20 protein-coding genes and 1 pseudogene are annotated in these 14675 nt (G+C 71.5%); 5 read left to right on the plus strand and 16 right to left on the minus strand.

The annotated features are described in order from the left end of the window. The 12 genes and pseudogenes from AC07FJ_RS31070 to AC07FJ_RS31125 all read right to left on the minus strand — a co-directional run. A pseudogene (locus AC07FJ_RS31070) lies at positions 1 to 410 on the minus strand (hypothetical protein); the annotation flags it as partial. Between the two features lie 221 nt (positions 411 to 631). After that, positions 632 to 1105 (minus strand): hypothetical protein, encoded by a 474-nt coding sequence (locus AC07FJ_RS31075; protein WP_479052524.1) that lies wholly within the window; start codon positions 1103 to 1105, stop codon positions 632 to 634. A gap of 21 nt (positions 1106 to 1126) precedes the next feature. Further along, the gene (locus tag AC07FJ_RS31080) at positions 1127 to 1402 is read right to left on the minus strand and encodes a hypothetical protein (protein WP_479052525.1); all 276 of its coding nucleotides are present in this window, start codon (positions 1400 to 1402) and stop codon (positions 1127 to 1129) included. Positions 1403 to 1449: 47 nt separating this feature from the next. Then, on the minus strand, positions 1450 to 1725 hold the full coding sequence (locus tag AC07FJ_RS31085) for a hypothetical protein (protein WP_479052526.1): 276 nt from the start codon (positions 1723 to 1725) through the stop codon (positions 1450 to 1452). A 30-nt stretch (positions 1726 to 1755) separates the two neighbouring features. Beyond that, a complete protein-coding gene (locus AC07FJ_RS31090; RefSeq protein WP_479052527.1) occupies positions 1756 to 4305 on the minus strand; it encodes a DUF2637 domain-containing protein in 2550 nt (849 codons plus the stop codon). A gap of 95 nt (positions 4306 to 4400) precedes the next feature. Continuing rightward, on the minus strand, positions 4401 to 4739 hold the full coding sequence (locus AC07FJ_RS31095; protein ID WP_479052528.1) for a hypothetical protein: 339 nt from the start codon (positions 4737 to 4739) through the stop codon (positions 4401 to 4403). A gap of 43 nt (positions 4740 to 4782) precedes the next feature. Beyond that, the gene (locus AC07FJ_RS31100) at positions 4783 to 5481 is read right to left on the minus strand and encodes a Pycsar system effector family protein (RefSeq protein ID WP_479052529.1); all 699 of its coding nucleotides are present in this window, start codon (positions 5479 to 5481) and stop codon (positions 4783 to 4785) included. 40 nt (positions 5482 to 5521) lie between these two features. Further along, a complete protein-coding gene (locus AC07FJ_RS31105) occupies positions 5522 to 5929 on the minus strand; it encodes a hypothetical protein (protein ID WP_479052530.1) in 408 nt (135 codons plus the stop codon). A 143-nt stretch (positions 5930 to 6072) separates the two neighbouring features. After that, a complete protein-coding gene (locus AC07FJ_RS31110; protein WP_479052531.1) occupies positions 6073 to 6360 on the minus strand; it encodes a hypothetical protein in 288 nt (95 codons plus the stop codon). Then, positions 6360 to 6785: a hypothetical protein gene (locus tag AC07FJ_RS31115; protein ID WP_479052532.1), complete on the minus strand. Its 426-nt coding sequence runs from the start codon at positions 6783 to 6785 to the stop codon at positions 6360 to 6362. The genes AC07FJ_RS31110 and AC07FJ_RS31115 overlap by 1 nt, the downstream gene beginning before the upstream one ends. After that, positions 6782 to 7081, minus strand: a complete 300-nt coding sequence (locus AC07FJ_RS31120; protein ID WP_479052533.1) for a hypothetical protein — start codon at positions 7079 to 7081, stop codon at positions 6782 to 6784. Before AC07FJ_RS31120 ends, AC07FJ_RS31115 begins: the two co-directional genes overlap by 4 nt. After that, positions 7081 to 7572: a hypothetical protein gene (locus tag AC07FJ_RS31125; RefSeq protein ID WP_479052534.1), complete on the minus strand. Its 492-nt coding sequence runs from the start codon at positions 7570 to 7572 to the stop codon at positions 7081 to 7083. The genes AC07FJ_RS31120 and AC07FJ_RS31125 overlap by 1 nt, the downstream gene beginning before the upstream one ends. 180 nt (positions 7573 to 7752) lie before the next feature. Here AC07FJ_RS31125 and AC07FJ_RS31130 point away from each other — a divergent pair, with 180 nt between their 5' ends. The 3 genes from AC07FJ_RS31130 to AC07FJ_RS31140 all read left to right on the plus strand — a co-directional run bounded on the left by AC07FJ_RS31130 (position 7753) and on the right by AC07FJ_RS31140 (position 11387). Further along, on the plus strand, positions 7753 to 8556 hold the full coding sequence (locus AC07FJ_RS31130) for a GntR family transcriptional regulator (protein WP_479052535.1): 804 nt from the start codon (positions 7753 to 7755) through the stop codon (positions 8554 to 8556). A gap of 216 nt (positions 8557 to 8772) precedes the next feature. Next, a complete protein-coding gene (locus tag AC07FJ_RS31135; protein ID WP_479052536.1) occupies positions 8773 to 9879 on the plus strand; it encodes a hypothetical protein in 1107 nt (368 codons plus the stop codon). Positions 9880 to 10103: 224 nt separating this feature from the next. Next, positions 10104 to 11387, plus strand: coding sequence for an XRE family transcriptional regulator (locus AC07FJ_RS31140; protein ID WP_479052537.1), 1284 nt, complete (start codon positions 10104 to 10106; stop codon positions 11385 to 11387). Here the strand turns inward: AC07FJ_RS31140 and AC07FJ_RS31145 are convergent. Then, positions 11384 to 11992 carry an NUDIX hydrolase gene (locus tag AC07FJ_RS31145; RefSeq protein WP_479052538.1) on the minus strand — a complete coding sequence of 203 codons (609 nt, stop codon included), beginning with the start codon at positions 11990 to 11992 and terminating at the stop codon, positions 11384 to 11386. The two genes, AC07FJ_RS31140 and AC07FJ_RS31145, sit on opposite strands and share 4 nt — an antisense overlap. A 162-nt stretch (positions 11993 to 12154) precedes the next feature. On the opposite strand from AC07FJ_RS31145, the gene AC07FJ_RS31150 reads away from it, so the two are divergent. Together AC07FJ_RS31150 and AC07FJ_RS31155 are read left to right on the plus strand one after the other, a co-directional pair. Beyond that, positions 12155 to 12382, plus strand: coding sequence for a hypothetical protein (locus AC07FJ_RS31150; protein ID WP_479052539.1), 228 nt, complete (start codon positions 12155 to 12157; stop codon positions 12380 to 12382). A 13-nt stretch (positions 12383 to 12395) separates the two neighbouring features. Continuing rightward, entirely contained in the window at positions 12396 to 12767 is a 372-nt protein-coding gene (locus AC07FJ_RS31155) for a fic family toxin-antitoxin system, toxin component (RefSeq protein WP_479052540.1), read from the plus strand. Positions 12768 to 12786: 19 nt separating this feature from the next. Here the strand turns inward: AC07FJ_RS31155 and AC07FJ_RS31160 are convergent, their stop codons facing one another. The 3 genes from AC07FJ_RS31160 to AC07FJ_RS31170 form a co-directional block, all read right to left on the minus strand. Continuing rightward, positions 12787 to 13098 carry a hypothetical protein gene (locus tag AC07FJ_RS31160; RefSeq protein ID WP_479052541.1) on the minus strand — a complete coding sequence of 104 codons (312 nt, stop codon included), beginning with the start codon at positions 13096 to 13098 and terminating at the stop codon, positions 12787 to 12789. Between the two features lie 73 nt (positions 13099 to 13171). Further along, the gene (locus AC07FJ_RS31165) at positions 13172 to 13969 is read right to left on the minus strand and encodes an endonuclease domain-containing protein (protein WP_479052542.1); all 798 of its coding nucleotides are present in this window, start codon (positions 13967 to 13969) and stop codon (positions 13172 to 13174) included. A 79-nt stretch (positions 13970 to 14048) separates the two neighbouring features. Then, on the minus strand, positions 14049 to 14570 hold the full coding sequence (locus AC07FJ_RS31170) for a hypothetical protein (protein WP_479052543.1): 522 nt from the start codon (positions 14568 to 14570) through the stop codon (positions 14049 to 14051). Between the last annotated feature and the right edge of the window lie 105 nt (positions 14571 to 14675).

Consider the following 14675-nt stretch of genomic DNA (forward strand, 5'->3'; position numbering starts at 1 on the left):
CCGCCCCCCGCTGCTCCATGCCCACCCCGGCGTCCGGGGCCCGGCCCGGCGCCCCCGGTGCCGCGGCCGAGGCGGCTGCGGCTGGCGGCCTTGGCGGCGCGGCGGCTCACCTTGATGACCGCGGCGGTCGCGGCGGTCGCGGCGGCGGCCAGGATCGCGAAGATCACGACCGGGAGGCCGAACGTGTGGATGAGCCAGCACAGCGAAATCAGCCCGGTGATGACGCCGCCGGGGATCAGGACGCCGGCGAGGCTGTCGTCCTTCTGTGACGCAGAGCGACGGCGCGGGGTGCGCTGCGTGCCCTGGTCCGTGGCCGCTGCCGAGCCCGACGCCTGGGGCTGTGCGGCAGCGGGCGGCGGCACGGTCGCCGTGGCGGCCGGCGGCGCCATGTCGTAGTCGGGGGTGCTCACGGGGGGTTTCCTCCACTCCAGGGGCGGCGTTAAGTCGGTGACTGTGCGTGTCGGGCATGGCGTCAAGCCGGAGCGTCAACGTCAACGTCAGGGAGCCGCGTCAACGTCAATTTGGCTGGTCAGACGGTGGTTTTCGTGGTCTGAGCCGGGGGCGGGGGTCTTCTGTCACGTCCGGGCAGTTGACGTTGACGTTGACGCGTCCAGCTTCACGTCACGCTCTGTTAGCTGGTGATCCAGTGGACGAGGGCGACGATGACGATCGCCAGGAGCAGACCGACCACGTTGCTGATGTCCTTCTGGGGCCGGGCGGGCCGGTAGGCGACGGAGAAGTCCCGCGCGCCCTTCGAGGCGTCCAGGGGCTGACGCAGCCCGGCCGGGATGCCCTCGAATGCCTTCCGAAGCCGGGTGGGGCTGTCACGTTCCGTGAGGTCGAGCGGAAGTCGTCCCGCCTCCAGGGCCTGCTCGAGGAGGTCGAGGTCGGCCCGGGCTCGGTCGATGTTCTTGAGGATCCAGTCCGTGCGGTCGTTCACCCCGACGGTCCGGAGGATCTGGTCGATGTGGTGGTGGACAGCGGCGAAGTGGGCGATCGCCGGCGTCTCCACGCGGGCGAACCTCGCGTTGACGCAGGCCATCTGATCGCCGTTGAGCGGGGGCCGGGGGACCCTTTCGAGCTTCTGTTCCTTGCGCTGGGGCATCGGGAGGGGCCTTTCCGCTGGTCAGGGGCGGTTGGTGGGGAAGTGGAAGGCGTACAGGCAGGGGTGGGGGGAGGTCTTGCCGGAGCGGGCCTCCCCGAAGATCAGGGGGGCCTCGTCCGAGATGAGCCGGATGACCGGCTGTTCCTCCAGGTCGGGGGCCTGGCTGTGGGCGCTGCGCTGGCGTACGAGCTCGGTGGCGGCGTGCAGCAGGTCGGTGGCGGGGCCGGTCGCCGGGAGCGGCTGGAACCGGTCGAGGGCTCCCTCTTCGCGGGGGTCCACTTCGAAGACGCTGGTCACGATGGCGGCCTTTCTGCAGGTCAGGAGTCGGTCGGGGGGGCGTCTGGTCAGGAGTCGGTCGGGGCGGCGTCGCCGAGCTGGAACTGCTCGTCGAGCCGCCTGGCCTCGTTGATGGCCTCGATCACCGGGCCGAGGTCGAGGGAGATCTGGAGCTTGAGCGGGGTGTTCCGGCGGGTGTCGTTCTTGATGAAGGGGTCGCCCGGGACGAGGGTCTTGAGGTGGGCGTCGATGAGGTTCCTGACGGCCTCGAGGGAGGTCTCGGCCTCCTGGGCGGTGCCGGCGGTCCACTCGTACTGCGGGGGCTTGAGGGGCTCGGTGGCCATGGCGTTCTCCTTCGGGGCGGACCGGTCCGCTTACGCGGACCGGAGGTTGCGGGGGAAGTGGCGGGCGATCTCAGCAGCGCGGTCCGAGGCGATGGACCCGCCCTCGGTCCGGATCACGTCGGCGATGTTCCGCTTGGTGATGGACCGGTTCGTGGACCGCAGGACGTCGATGGCTCGCTGCTCGGTCTCGCTGAGCTCGAAGCCGTCCGGGGCGGTGTACGGCGGTCCGTCGGCCAGGCGGCGGACCGTGGACCGGTCCGTCGAGGTGCGGTCCGCGCGGACCGCGGGGGCCGGTCCGGTGGCCTGGTCGGTCCGGTCCGGTCCACGGTCCGCCGAGGTGGAGGCGCTGTTGTCCTTGCGGTCCGGCCCGCTGGTCCGGTCCGCCGTGGTCGCGGTCCGGTCCGGTCCAGCCGGGGGAAGGGCGGTCCGGTCCGCCGTGGTCCGGCCCGGTCCACGGTCCAGTTCCTTGGACCGGTCCGGTCCACCGGCGGGGAGCGCGGTCCGGTCCATGGTCCGGTCCGGCGCGGTCCGGTCCTTGCGGTCCAGGCGGTCCAGGACGGTCCGGTCCGCGCGGTCCATGAGTGTGTGGACCGCCGGGATGGAGGCCGGTCCGTGGTCCGGTCCGGACCGGCGGACCGTCACGAGGTAGAGGTCCGCGTACGCCTTCCCGGACCGGCGGGCCGCACGGTCCGCGAGGATCTGGCCGGCCTCGGTCCACGCGGTGGTCGCGTCGCCCCAGCGGTCCGGGTTGTCGATCATCAGGGAGCGGGCGGTCCAGGAGCGGACCGGGTAGCGGAGCCAGCGGTTGATGCCGAGGCTCGGCAGGGCCGGCGGGAGGTTCCGGGACTTCCGCAGCTTCCGGCGGTGCCGGAGGCTGGCGAGCATCTCCCAGAGGATGACGCCGACCATCGACATCGCCGAGAAGGTCACGGACCGCGGGGTGGCCGTCCAGTCGTTGGAGTAGTGCCACCACTGCTGGATCGCGGCGCCGGCGCCGAAGACCCAGGTGGCGATCCGGTAGCCCCAGCCCTTGTCCCCGTCCTGCCGGGCCTGGTCGTACAGCCACGCGCAGAACGCGGTCGTCATCTCGTACGCCGCGGCGTAGACCAGGGAGGCGGCGAAGGACCAGCCCAGGACCTTGATGGCGAACCCGCTCTGTCCGGTCCAGGCCACGACCATCGGGGCGAGGATCGGGCCGATGACCAGACCCCGAACGGCGGCAGCGAGCAGGACGGTGCGCAGCTTCTCCAGGAGGGTCGGCTGCCCGGCCTTACGGGCCGCGCGACGCTGCCGGCGCTCCTCGGCGAGCTTCTCCTTCTCATTCCGCTTTGTGGCACGGCGCCGGTCGGCCGCCTCGTCCCTGAGCCTCCGCTTCTCCAGCTTCTGCACGGTCGGGTTGAGCGCGCGCTCGAGTTCGGCGGCGGCCTGGTCCCGGTCGTCCTTGGCCTGCTTACGCAGTTCGTCAGCGTCGGCGGTGGCCTGGGCGCGGGCGTCCTGGGCCGCCTTCAATTCGGCGGCGGCCTTGGAGGTCATCGCGCTGGCCTCGGTCTTGGCGCGGGCGATGATGGCGCGCGCCTCGTCCTCGGCCTGGTGCACGAGGCCCTCGGCCTGCTGCTGCGCGTCCTCGACCGCTGTACGGGCCTGGTTCCGCTGCCGGTTGAGCTCGTCAGCGGTGGTACGGCGGATCCGCCCGGCCTCCTCGATGGCGTCCTTGCGCATCTGCTCCGCCTCGGTGGACGCGGCGGCCCGGATCCGTTCGGCGGTCTCCTCGGCGTGGGTGCGCAGGGCGTCGGCGGTTGCCTGGGCGTGCTGGCGCAGCCGGTCGGCGTCGGCGCGTACCGAGGCGGCCTCGCTCTGGGCGCGGTCGCGTTCGGCGGCGCCGGCCGTACGGAGGCGCTCGGCTTCGGCGTCGGCGTCGCTGCGGATCCGCTCGGCGTCCTCCCGGCCGCGGGCCAGGATCTGCTCCGCCTCCGAGCGCAGCCGCTCGGCCTCGGTGCGGGCCTTTGCGAGGACGGCGTCGGCGTCGGCGCGGGCCTGCTCGATCAGCTCCTTGGCCTGGGTCTTCGCTTCGGCCAGCAGCCGGTCGGCGTCCTCCGACGCCTTGGTGCGAATCCGGTCGGCGTCCTCGGCGGCACGGTTGAGCCGCTCGGCCGCCTCGGTCTCGGCACTCGCGCGGGTCTCCTCGGCCGCGCCGGCCGCGTCGGTGCGCAGCTTCTCGGCCTCGGTGCGGGCCTGCTCGAGCATCTGCTGCGCGGCCTCCTCCGCGCTGGTCTGCAGCTGCTCGGCGGCCTGCTCGGCCTCGGTGCGCAGGGTGTTGGCGGTGCTCTCCGCGTCGGCGCGCAGGGCGTCCACCTTCTGCTGGGCCTCGTCGAGCAGGCTCTGAACGGTCTTCTCCGCCTCCTCGGTGGCCTCGGCGATCGTGGCGGCGGCCAGCTTCTCGGCGTCGGCGACGATGCCGTCGGCCTTGGCGCGGGCCTCGTCCAGCGCGGCCGTGTCCGGCGGCGGGGGCGTGGTCGCAGCCGCCTTCTTCGCGGCGGGCTTCTTGCCGCGCGTCGGGGTTCGGCTGGTGCTGTTGGCCATGACTGGCGGGGGTCCTTTCGGCTCTGCTGGCGCGGGGGCGGGGGTGGGGACGAGCGGGTCGGAGGCGGGCCCGGGGGGCGGGCCCGCCTGGCCGGTCACAGGGACTGGGTGATCCCGAGGGCCCGGGCGGTCCGGTACAGCTCGGCCTGGATGGAACGCAGCTCGGTGAGGGTGCGCGCGGGGTCCTGGTTGGCGCCGACCTCGTCGGCGGCGGACCGGACGTGCCGGAGCGCGGCCTGCAGGTGCGCGGTGGTGGCCGTGGCGTCGACCGCGGCCATCTGGTAGGCGGCGCAGATGACAACGCGTCCCGGTTGGAACACGGCGAACGGCGAGAGGTGCTCGCCGACCTCCCAGCCCGGCGTCGCTGCCGGGGCGGCGGCCGGCGCGGCGGGCAGCGGGGTCAGGGTGGTGGTCTCCTGGGCGGGGCTGCTCATGAGTCGTGCTCCTTCTTCTCTGGGCGGGTCAGGTGAGTGCGGGTCAGAAGGCGATGGCGAGGGCGGCGGTGGCGGCGAAGAGCAGGCCGGAGAGCTTCAGCAGGAGCCCGGCCCGGGCCAGGCACCGGAACTTCGCCTCGGCGATCTGGGACAGGGCGGCGAGTTCACCGCGCCGGTCGGCGGCCTCGCCGAGCGCCAGGGCCAGGTCCTCCCGGCTGGCGCCGGAGTAGAAGAGGAAGTTGGCGTTGGTACGGCCGGCCAGGCGCGGCAGGACGACGTCCAGCAGAAGCCAGGTCGACACCCCGGCGAGCACCGCAGCGACCAGGCCCAGGGCGGCGATCGGCCACGGCTGGCGCAGCAGCGTGTCGGCCTTCTCGGCCAGCGGCCCGGCGACGATCGCGACGCTGGCCAGCAGGATCGAGGACTTGGTGTCGGTACGGCTGATCTCCCCGCGGACGACGAGGAGTTCGGCCTCGGTGTAGTCCGGCTCCGCGGTCGCGTGCTCCGCCCGCTTCTCGGCAGCCTCCGCGATGCGGCTCAGGTCGACACCGGCCGCGACGAGGCGGTCGCTGATGTCGGCGAGCTGGGTCGCGGCAGCCAGGACCGCGTGGCCGGTGGCAACCTCGGAGCCGTCGCTGATCGGCCAGTCGTGCTTGGGGTGCTTGCCGTCGAGCGCCTTGTGCGCCTGGCGTCGGAGGTCGGCGGCCTGCGTGTGGTTGGTCGGCTCCTGCGTGGTGGTCATGGAGCGCAATTCCTCTCGAGGCAGTACGAGCGGGCGGAGGTCAGGAGGGGCGTCGGCCGGAGAACCGGACCCGGGACCCGGGCTTGGCCGCGGTGACGGTGGCCGGCGCGGGCGGCGCGGTCAGGTCGAGCGCCCAGCACTCGCCGGCGTGGGTGTTGGCCTCGTCGCGGGTGTGGACGATCGACTTGCCGGTGTCCTGGACGTACCGGCAGCCACGGCAGCGCCAGCGGGTGTCGCCGTGCTCCTGGCCGGTGACGTCGACGTACGAGCCGCCGCGGGTGCGGAACCGCAGCACCAGGTCGGCGGGGCGCTCGGGCTCCCCCGGGTAACGGCCGGTCGCGGCCAGCGGGGCCGGGGGCAGGCCGACAGCGCGGTGCGGGAACTGACCGGTGGTCGCCTCGGGGGGCTGGCGGAGGCCCAGGTTCATCCGGACCCGGCTGGTCTTCATCGGGGCGGGTTCCTTCCGTTCGGTGAGGCGGGAGTGACTGGTGGTGTTCGTGTCTGGGCGCACGGGGCCCAGGGCGTGGCGTGGTTGGGGGGCGGGGCCCGGCCGTTGTCGGCTTCAGCCGGGCCCCGCGGCGGGGGTGTGGCTTACGGGGTGCTGGCCGGGACGTCGTCGCGGGTGGCCTGTCGGCTGCCGAGGACCAGGGCGAGGAACAGGCCCAGGACCAGGGCGATGAGCAGGAAGATCCCGAGGAACCAGCCGACGTGGGCGGCGGCGGCCAGCCAGCCGTTGTGGAACACGTCGATCAGGGCGAGGATCGCACCGGCGAGGGACATGACCATCACGAAGATGGCCGCGCCCTTGCTCAGCGGCGGGGTCTCGTCCAGCTCGTCGTCCTTCGTGCGGGGCACGGGCGCCTCGGTGGTGGCGGACATCAGCGGCCACCTCCCAGCGCGCGGGCCGCGCGGGCGAGCATCCCGGTCGCCGGGGCCTTGTGGCCTTCGAGCACGTGGACCATCTGGTTCATGTGCTCCTCGGCCTCGCCCTGCAGCACGACCTCGCCGTACTCGACGGCGGACCGTGCCAGGGCCACCCGCTCCGAGCCGGGCAGCTCGGCGGTCACCGGGTGGTGGGCGAAGTCCTTGACCAGCTCGCCGATCTCGGCGACCGCGTTGGTGACGCCGGAGGTGTCCCCGCCGATCGACCGCAGGAGCTGGGCGAGGTCGGCGGCGTCCCGCGGCTGGTAGTTCCGGAGCTGGGCCACCGCGTCGAGCAGCGCCCGGGCGGCGGGGTGGACGTCGGCCTCGTAGGCCATGGCGACGCGCTCGGCGCCGGTACGGGAGAGGGAGGAGGGGGTCATCGCGCGGTCACCGCCTCGGTGCTGAGGCCCGCCGGGGTGGCCGGGACGCTGATCAGGTGATCGGAGTCGGTCCACACCATGCAGTGGGTGGTGACGTGGTCGGTGGCCAGGTGGCGGGTCTCGATCGCCCAGTCCGTGTTCCGGCCGACCGCCTTGCGGGCGTCGTCGCCGCGGAGCACGGCCAGGACCTCGAACGTGCCGGTGCTGTTGAAGTAGAAGGCGCCCACGACCCGGGGGCCCAGTTCGGCCTCGGCCCGCTCCTGGGCGGTGCCGGTCGGCATGAGGGTTCCGAGCATCACGCGCTCACCGCCTGCGGCTTCACGTAGGCCGGGGCGTGCTCGATCACGAGGACCTCGATGTAGCCGGGCTCGTTCGCCAGCGGCCGGCGGACCCTGCCCGCCACCCGCACCTGGGTGCCCTCGACGAGGAGGTCCCACAGGTCCAGGAAGCGCTCGGTGTCGACGGTGCACTGCGCGGACTGCATGGTGGGCCCGGTCAAGGTGAACAGCGCCCGCGGCGCCTCATCCGAACCGGTCTGGCCCAGCTTGGTCACGGTCCCCACGGCGGCGACCAGCGTCGCGGCGGGCACCATGTCCAGGGACCGGGTCACCGACCCGAAGTCGCCGACGAACTCGACGATCAGCCGACCGGGACGCGCCAGGCGACCGGGGCGAGCCTCGTTGACGACGGTGTCGCTGGCGAGTACGCCGGAACCGACGGCAGCCAGCGTGGAATCGTTGGGGGTAGGAGTGCGCCCGTTACCAGGCGCACCGATAGCATCGGTCACGAGGACCACGACCCTTCGGCTTTGACGAGACGGAAAGGGTTTGGTTCGCAGGCCCCGAGTCATTGGTGCAGCCACACCGCCGACTCGGGGCCGTCGTGCTTGGTACGACGACAACGCTATACCAACCACGGCCCCGTGGTCTAGGATACAGCGCGAAAAGATGGACACGAAGGAGGAGGAATGGCGGACGCCACCTACAGGCGCGTGGCGGATGAGCTGCGGGCCAAGATCGAAGCGGGTGAGTACCCGCCAGGTGCTCGTCTGCCGACCGTGCAGGACATCGGCGCGGCCCATGGCGTCTCGAAGCAGACTGCGCACAACGCAGTTCAGGCGCTCGTGACGGAGGGGCTGGTGCGCGTCGTACCGAGGCGGGGAGCCTTCGTGCGCGAACGACCTCGGGAGCGTGCCGTGATACGAGACCGCACCGTCTACCGGGACGAGATCGGGTACTTCTTCGACAGGAACGCCCAGAACTGGCGCGCCATCGGGACACCCGCTCGCCGCATCGCCCCAGCACCGAACCACGTCGCCGATCTTCTGGGAGTCGCGCGCGGGGAGAACGTCCTCATCCGGGATCGCTCCATGGGGCCGGCGGGCGCGGAGAAGCCCCTGCAGGTGGCCGTGAGCTACTTGCCCCTCTGGGTCGCCGGGGAGATCCCGGTGGTGGGGGGAGACAACACGGGCCCCGGCGGCATCTACGACCGGATCGAGGAGCACTTCAACCTGCCGATCGAGTGGCAGGAGACTGTCTCTGCTCGACTCGCGAACTCTGTCGAGCAGGATCGTCTGGCCTGCGCCCCGTCGGCCGCTGTGCTCGTCGTGACGCGCGAGTCGCGTATCCGACGGAACGACGACGTCGTCGTCGTTGAGGTGAACGAAACAGCCATGCCGGCGGACCAGTTCGCTGTCTCGTACGCAGTGCGGCGCGACGCCTCGGCGGCATGGCCCCGTGCCGGAGAAACCGCAGATGGGAGCGCTGAATGACGACGGGGACCCGTTTGCATGAAGCCAGGACAGAGCTAGTGTCCTGAGCGCGCAAACGGCCGGCGGGGGTGGTGCCCCGACCGGCCGCTGCAGAAGTACAGCGAGGTCGGACTCGCTGCTTGAAACAGCCCCCTGGTGGAGGAAGGCTCCGTTGAGCGTACCCAATGCTGCCTTCGTGAGCAGAACCGCCCGGCCACGCAGCGCAAGGCGTCCCTCGTGAGTGCGAAGGGCCTGGTCTGGGCCATGCGGCACAGCGAGTGGTGCAAGAACGCCGGTGAGCTCGCGGCCCTGATGGCCGTGGCCAACTTCGTGAAGGAAGACCTCACCGGATGCTGGGCCAGTCAGTCCACGCTCGCGGAGAAGGCACGCACCACCGATCGCACGGTGCGCACACACCTGCGGACGCTTGCCGACCTCAAGGTGATCGTCCCCGGCGACCCAGCCCTGGTCTCGCATCTCCCCGCCGACAAGCGCCCTGACGTGTGGGACCTGAACAAGGACTTGCCAGCGAAGCCGACCACCGATGCAGTATCGACAAAGGCGCAGGTCAAACGACCTGCCCGCCCGGCAGCGACCGGAAAGAATTTCCGGTCGCCGAAGAGCCGGGCATCCACGGAAGCGGCCGGAAAATTTTGCAGCGAACGGGCGGAAAGTTCTTCCGGCGATCCTGTGATGGATGATCCTGGGACTGCTGGTGGTGACGGCCATCGGCCATCCACCGGTAGTAGCGGACGCACCGGGCGCGGCGTGGCCGCGTCCAGCAAGCACGAGCTTCGGAAGAAGGTTTCTGCTGCCGACCTGCGCCGCGTGATCCAGGGAATCCCCGAGCCACTGACTTCTCAGCTCGATGGCGAGTTCCCCCGTGGCCTGCCCGCCTCGGTGAACGAGGCCGTGGCCCAAGCGCTCGAGGGCGAACAGCGGACTGTCGAGCAGCTCGTCGAACGCCTCGAGCGGCGTTGGCTGCTCTGGTCGTACCAGAACGACGCGGTCGCGGCCTCCGGCAAGGGCCTGGGCCGGCCGCTCGGTGTCCTGCTGACCCTGCTCGGTCCCTCGGCCTGCTGGGGCAACAACTCCCGCTGCGAGGACGGCGTCGACATCGACACGGGCGTCGCGTGTCCGCGGTGCGAGGAGGCCAGGCAGGACAAGGCGGCCGAGCGGCGCGCTGAGCCGACCCCGACGAACGGCTACAGCGTGCCGTTCCAACGGCCGGTGGATCCCGAGCCCAGCCCGTACGTGGTGTGCCTGGGCGACGGCTGCGGCGTGAAGATGCTGCCGACTCCCGACGGGCTGTGCCGCGAGTGCCGCGAGTTCGCCCGGGCCTGACAGAAGGTGCACAAGGACCGGCCGTTGACGACCCGCTGACGGGACCTCACGGCCAAGTCGGCGCTGCGGAGCTGCGTTCATACCGTTCCCCAGGCAGTTGGACAGGTAGGCGGAGTGCTGAATTCAGCCTCTGCAGCCGGGGAATTGAGGTGGAGGCCCACCTGGGTTCTCACCGTGGGTAAACTCCGCGTAAGTCCGTGTGATCCCCCTGGGGAGCGATGCCGATGCGCGAGGTTGAGTGGAGTCCGCTGCCGCCGCGCGTGCTGGAGCTCCCGGAGATGGTGGACGCCTGCCGGGCCCGGGACTTCGGGGCGATCTTCAAACTCGCCCAGCGGGCCGGCCTGTACCCGTCGCGGATCGCGCGGCTGTGCGACATGACGCCGAGCCGGGTCTCCGAGGTCATCTCGGGCAGGAGGAAGCTCACGCAGCTCGACGTGATCGAGCGGGTCGCCGACGGGATCGGTATCCCTGGGGCGATGCTGGGCCTGGCCGCCCGACCGTGGGAGTCGGAGGAGCCCGCGGCCCAGGCCGCGCAGCCGGTCACGCCCGCGCCGGCCGGAGAGGTCCGGGCGCGGGTGATTGCCCCGCAATCACCGCCAGCCGCGATTGCACTGCCCGACCCGGCCGATGACGAGGCTCTGGCGCTGAAGCGGGAGCTGGCGAGCGCGGCAGCCGCGGACGCCTCGGTGGCGCGGCTGTTCTCCCTGCAGGTGGACACCATGCGGCAGATGGACCGGCAGATGGGTGCCGCGACCGTGCTCCCTCAGCTGGAGGTGCAGATCCGGCAGATGGAGAACCTGCTCCGGTACGGGACGGCGCCTGGCGGGCGGGAGGCGCTGGCCGCCGCGCTGACGGAGGCCGCGACGCTGGCGGGCTGGCAGGCGCTGGACCTGGGGCGGTACCGGAAGGCGTGGGAGCTGCACGAGACGGCGAAGGCGGCGGCGCGGGAGTCGGGGTCGGCGGCCTTGATGGCGCACGCGGTGGGGCAGCAGGCGTACGTACTGCTGGACTTGGGCGAGTCGGAGAAGGCCGTGGACCAGGTGCGGTTCGCGCGGGAGAGCGCCGGCCGGGCGCTGCCGCCGTTGATGGAGACCTGGCTGTTCGCGGCGGAGGCGGAGGCGCACGCCGTGGCTGGGCACGATGCGCAGTGCCGGGACGGGATGGACCGGGCGGAGGCAGTGCGGCCGGCCGACCCGTCGGACCCTTCGCTGCCCTTCCTGTTCCTGGGCGGTTCTCACCTGGACCGGTGGCGCGGGAACGCGCTGGCGACGCTCGGGGCCGATGAGGCGCTCGAGGACCTGACCGCGTCCCTGGCGTCGATGGACCTCAACGGCTTCACGCGGGCGGAGGCCGGGGTGCGCTGTGACCTGGCGGTGGTGCTGGCGCGGCGCGGGGAGCGGGAGGAAGCGCGACGCCAGGCCCTGCGGGCGCAGGACCTGGCGTCGATGACCAGCTCAGTGCGGCAGCGCCGGCGTATCGCTCAGGTGCTGGCCACAACCGCCGCCTAAGCGCTCTGGCGAGTGGCGAGCAGGTACAGCACGGCGACCAGGGTGCCGCTGTTGCGGATCTTCCCGGCGGCGATCAGGCCGAGGATGTCGTCCAGCGGCACCCACTCCATGTGAGCCGCCTCGTTCTTCTCCGTGGGCTCGCCGGCCTTCTCGACGCCGCGGGCGATGTAGACGTGGTGCGCCGAGGTCACCGTGCCGATCATCGGCTCGAAGTCGACGACGCGCTCGAGCGGACGGGTCGTGCGGTAGCCGGTCTCCTCGATGACTTCGCGGACTGCAGCGGCGGCCGGGTCCTCACCTTCGTCGAGCAGGCCGCCGGGCAGCTCGTAGTTCCACAGGTCAGGAACGAAGCGGTGGCGCCACAGCATGAGCACGCGGTCCTGCTCGTCGACCATGGCGACCATCGCGGCCTGCGGGAGGTACACCTTGTGGTGCTCGTACCGCTTGCCGTCGGGCTCCTGGATGTCGGCCTTGGCGAGGGTGACCCACTTGTTCTCGTAGATGGTGCGCTCGCCGAAGACCTGCCACTCGCTGGCCTTCTCCGCCGCGCTGCGGTCGTCGGCCCCGGTGCCGTTCTGCCCGGTCGCCTGCTCCTGCACTGACACGTTCGTCCCCTCCATCGTCGTGGTCTCACCCTAGAGAAGCAGGCACTGACCGGCTCCGGCGGTGTTTACCCACGGTGGGTAACCCCCGTGGGGGCGCGCTCGGCCACGGCCGGAGACGCCGTTCCCCTGCCGTGCGCCGCGGCGTACCGCTACGGTTGTCGCATGGCTCGGGAAATCCGCATTCAGATCAGCGATGAGGCGTACGAACAGCTCCAGCGGGCGGCGGCCGAGAAGCGCGTGCCCGCCGAGGCGTATGCCGTCCAGGTCCTGGACGCCGACCTGACCCGGGTTCGCTTCCGTGAGGGCGCCCGCTCCTTCATCAGCCAGCACGCCGAGGGCTTCGCGGACCGCTTCGGCCGTCCCGCCGACCCCAGCGTCGACGCTGCCTGATCGCGGGCCGCCCATGTTCCTGCAGATCGATCTGCCCTGGCTGCTCGACATCGCCCACCAGGAGCTTCCTGGGGATCCCGAGGTCGTCGACTGGGGGTCGTTGGAGGCTGCCCGGGCCAGGCACGGGTTCCGGGTGATGGACACGCCCGTTTACGACCAGGCCCATCACCGAGCTGCCGCGTTGCTTCAGCAGCTCGTCCGTGTCCCGGCGCTCGAGCACTCCAACGAGCTGTACGGCGCCTCGGTCGCTGCCGCCTACCTCCATGCCTCCGGGCTCCCGGTCAACGTCACCACCAAGGAAGCCGCCGACCTCGTCGAGCGGGTCGCCAGCGGTCAGGTCGACGTACGGGAGATCGCGTCCTCGTTGAAGGACTGGACTCGCTGACCAGCAAGCGACAGCACGGCTACTGACCGGCGCGCCGGCGACGCTCCTGCTCTTCGAGGGCGTCCTCGCCGGTCTCGGAGACGTCGAGGCGGACCATGCTCCAGGCGGAGAGATCCACGTTCGGCAGCTTCGGCGGACCGGCCTCGGTCTTGGCGAGGAAGAGGAGCGTCGCCTCCCGGGCGGAGCGGGCCTTGAGGGTGTCTGTGGTGCGGACCCGGGAGCCGGCGGGGTTGGCCGGGTCGCGGTACACGGTGACGGCGGTGTACCAGCGCAAGGGCGGGGCGGGTGGCTCGGCCGGCGGTTCGGACCGGCCCATCAGCTTGTTCAGCACGCGAACTCCGTGATCAGGGTGAAAAGCTCACCCTGGCATACGCGTTCGTGCTGGTCGCAGGTGGGGCGGTCGGTCAGGTGCGCCTCGTGGGGAGGCCCTCGAAGGGGTCGAAGCCCAGTTCCTGGATGACGCGCTGGCGGGTGGCTTCCTTGGGTCGCCACTCCGCGCCAGATGGGTAGATCAGGGCGAGGGAGGCTGCCGGTGGAGCGAGCTGGTAGTCGGCCTTGGGGCAGCCGCCGGCGTGGGGGCATTCCTCGAGCGTCCGGTTGCACAGGGCGCACAGAAGTCCTCTGACCAGGCCCGTTTCGTGGTCGTGATCGACCATCGCGCCGGGGTAGTGCCCGCAGAGATGACAGTCGGGGCCGAGCGCGCGGACCAGGGCGGTGCGCAGGCGGCGGATGGATGCGGTGCGGGCGGGCGGGGGTGGCCAGAGGTGCAGCGTCATGGATCTGCCGGCCGTGCAGCGGTTGCGGCGGGCCAGGGTGCCGGGGTCGATACCCGGGCCGGTCTGTCGCACGGCCCACTCGGCGTCGGTGGATCCCCAGGTGGGCGTGCCGTCGCAGTAGCCGCCCTTCCATTCCTGGGCGCCGTGCTCGGTCTCCAGCCACATGATGTGCTCCCGGTGGGTCCACCCGGCGTCGGTTGCCGTCTCGGCGCACAGCATGCGGTCGCCGCGGACAAGGTGGTGGCGTCCGTCGTCGCCGGGGACGGCGAGGGTCGTGCCGGGCGGGCCGGGTGGTGGGCTCGGCATGTGGCAGGGGTGGTTCACGGCGTCGGCCACGAGCTGCTCCACGAAGGGCAGGCCGCGGAAGGACCAGCGCCACAGCAGCTTCGCTCGCCGGTAGGGGGACAGGTCGTCCAGGGTGGGCATGGGGTGATCGTGGCGCATGCCGCTGACAACAGGCCCTGGGGCCGGGCCGGGCGGCGCGGGACCCGCCCCAGGGCGGCGGTCACCAGGAGGCGTAGCCGAAGAAGAACCAGCCGCGGTGCTTGAGCGGTCCACCCTTGAGGGGGATGTCCAGCTCGCCGGAGACGGGGCGTCCGGTGCGCGGGTGGGTGTTGTAGCTGCCCGTGATGCCGTATGCGATTTCCTCGCCTTCCTGCAGCTCTCCGCTGGCGGTGAGGGCGGCGCGGGCGGCCTCCTGCAGGTTCTGGTACCCGAAGGGGTGGTCGGCGCGCTCGGGGATGGTGGCGCAGACGCGGCGGCGGTCGGTGAGGAGGGGTATGGCTCCGGCCGGGCTCCACTGGTCGTTGAGCGGGTGGGTGCCGTCCTCGAGGAGCTTGGCGGCGTACTCCTGGGCATCGCCCTCGGTCATCGGGGTCTGCGTGACGATCACGTACGAGTCCTTTTCGGCGATGGTGCCGGTGTATCCACCGTAGCCGTCCTGGTGCAGGGCATCGTCACGGGCGTCCTTGAAGGCTTGGTCGACGTCGGTGCCGTCCTGCTGGGTCGTGAAGTACAGGGCACCCATTTCGGGCTCCTTTCGCCTGATTTCCCTACGCACCGACCATACAACGTCTCGTTATAAAGATCGAGCGGGTTCGGGGTTCAACTCCCTGTTGCGGCACCGGAGTTA

It is taken from the genome of Streptomyces sp. NPDC045998, assembly GCF_056430285.1.

Excerpts from the sequence above, each read along its gene's own strand:
- AC07FJ_RS31120 (WP_479052533.1), bottom strand. The coding sequence starts at position 7,081 with ATGCTCGGAACCCTCATGCCGACCGGCACCGCCCAGGAGCGGGCCGAG.
- AC07FJ_RS31110 (WP_479052531.1), bottom strand. The coding sequence starts at position 6,360 with ATGTCCGCCACCACCGAGGCGCCCGTGCCCCGCACGAAGGACGACGAG.
- AC07FJ_RS31095 (WP_479052528.1), bottom strand. The coding sequence starts at position 4,739 with ATGAGCAGCCCCGCCCAGGAGACCACCACCCTGACCCCGCTGCCCGCC.
- AC07FJ_RS31165 (WP_479052542.1), bottom strand. The coding sequence starts at position 13,969 with ATGCCCACCCTGGACGACCTGTCCCCCTACCGGCGAGCGAAGCTGCTG.
- AC07FJ_RS31105 (WP_479052530.1), bottom strand. The coding sequence starts at position 5,929 with ATGAAGACCAGCCGGGTCCGGATGAACCTGGGCCTCCGCCAGCCCCCC.
- AC07FJ_RS31085 (WP_479052526.1), bottom strand. The coding sequence starts at position 1,725 with ATGGCCACCGAGCCCCTCAAGCCCCCGCAGTACGAGTGGACCGCCGGC.
- AC07FJ_RS31090 (WP_479052527.1), bottom strand. The coding sequence starts at position 4,305 with ATGGCCAACAGCACCAGCCGAACCCCGACGCGCGGCAAGAAGCCCGCC.
- AC07FJ_RS31130 (WP_479052535.1), top strand. The coding sequence starts at position 7,753 with ATGGCGGACGCCACCTACAGGCGCGTGGCGGATGAGCTGCGGGCCAAG.
- AC07FJ_RS31170 (WP_479052543.1), bottom strand. The coding sequence starts at position 14,570 with ATGGGTGCCCTGTACTTCACGACCCAGCAGGACGGCACCGACGTCGAC.
- AC07FJ_RS31150 (WP_479052539.1), top strand. The coding sequence starts at position 12,155 with ATGGCTCGGGAAATCCGCATTCAGATCAGCGATGAGGCGTACGAACAG.
- AC07FJ_RS31075 (WP_479052524.1), bottom strand. The coding sequence starts at position 1,105 with ATGCCCCAGCGCAAGGAACAGAAGCTCGAAAGGGTCCCCCGGCCCCCG.
- AC07FJ_RS31100 (WP_479052529.1), bottom strand. The coding sequence starts at position 5,481 with ATGACCACCACGCAGGAGCCGACCAACCACACGCAGGCCGCCGACCTC.
- AC07FJ_RS31140 (WP_479052537.1), top strand. The coding sequence starts at position 10,104 with ATGCGCGAGGTTGAGTGGAGTCCGCTGCCGCCGCGCGTGCTGGAGCTC.
- AC07FJ_RS31155 (WP_479052540.1), top strand. The coding sequence starts at position 12,396 with ATGTTCCTGCAGATCGATCTGCCCTGGCTGCTCGACATCGCCCACCAG.
- AC07FJ_RS31115 (WP_479052532.1), bottom strand. The coding sequence starts at position 6,785 with ATGACCCCCTCCTCCCTCTCCCGTACCGGCGCCGAGCGCGTCGCCATG.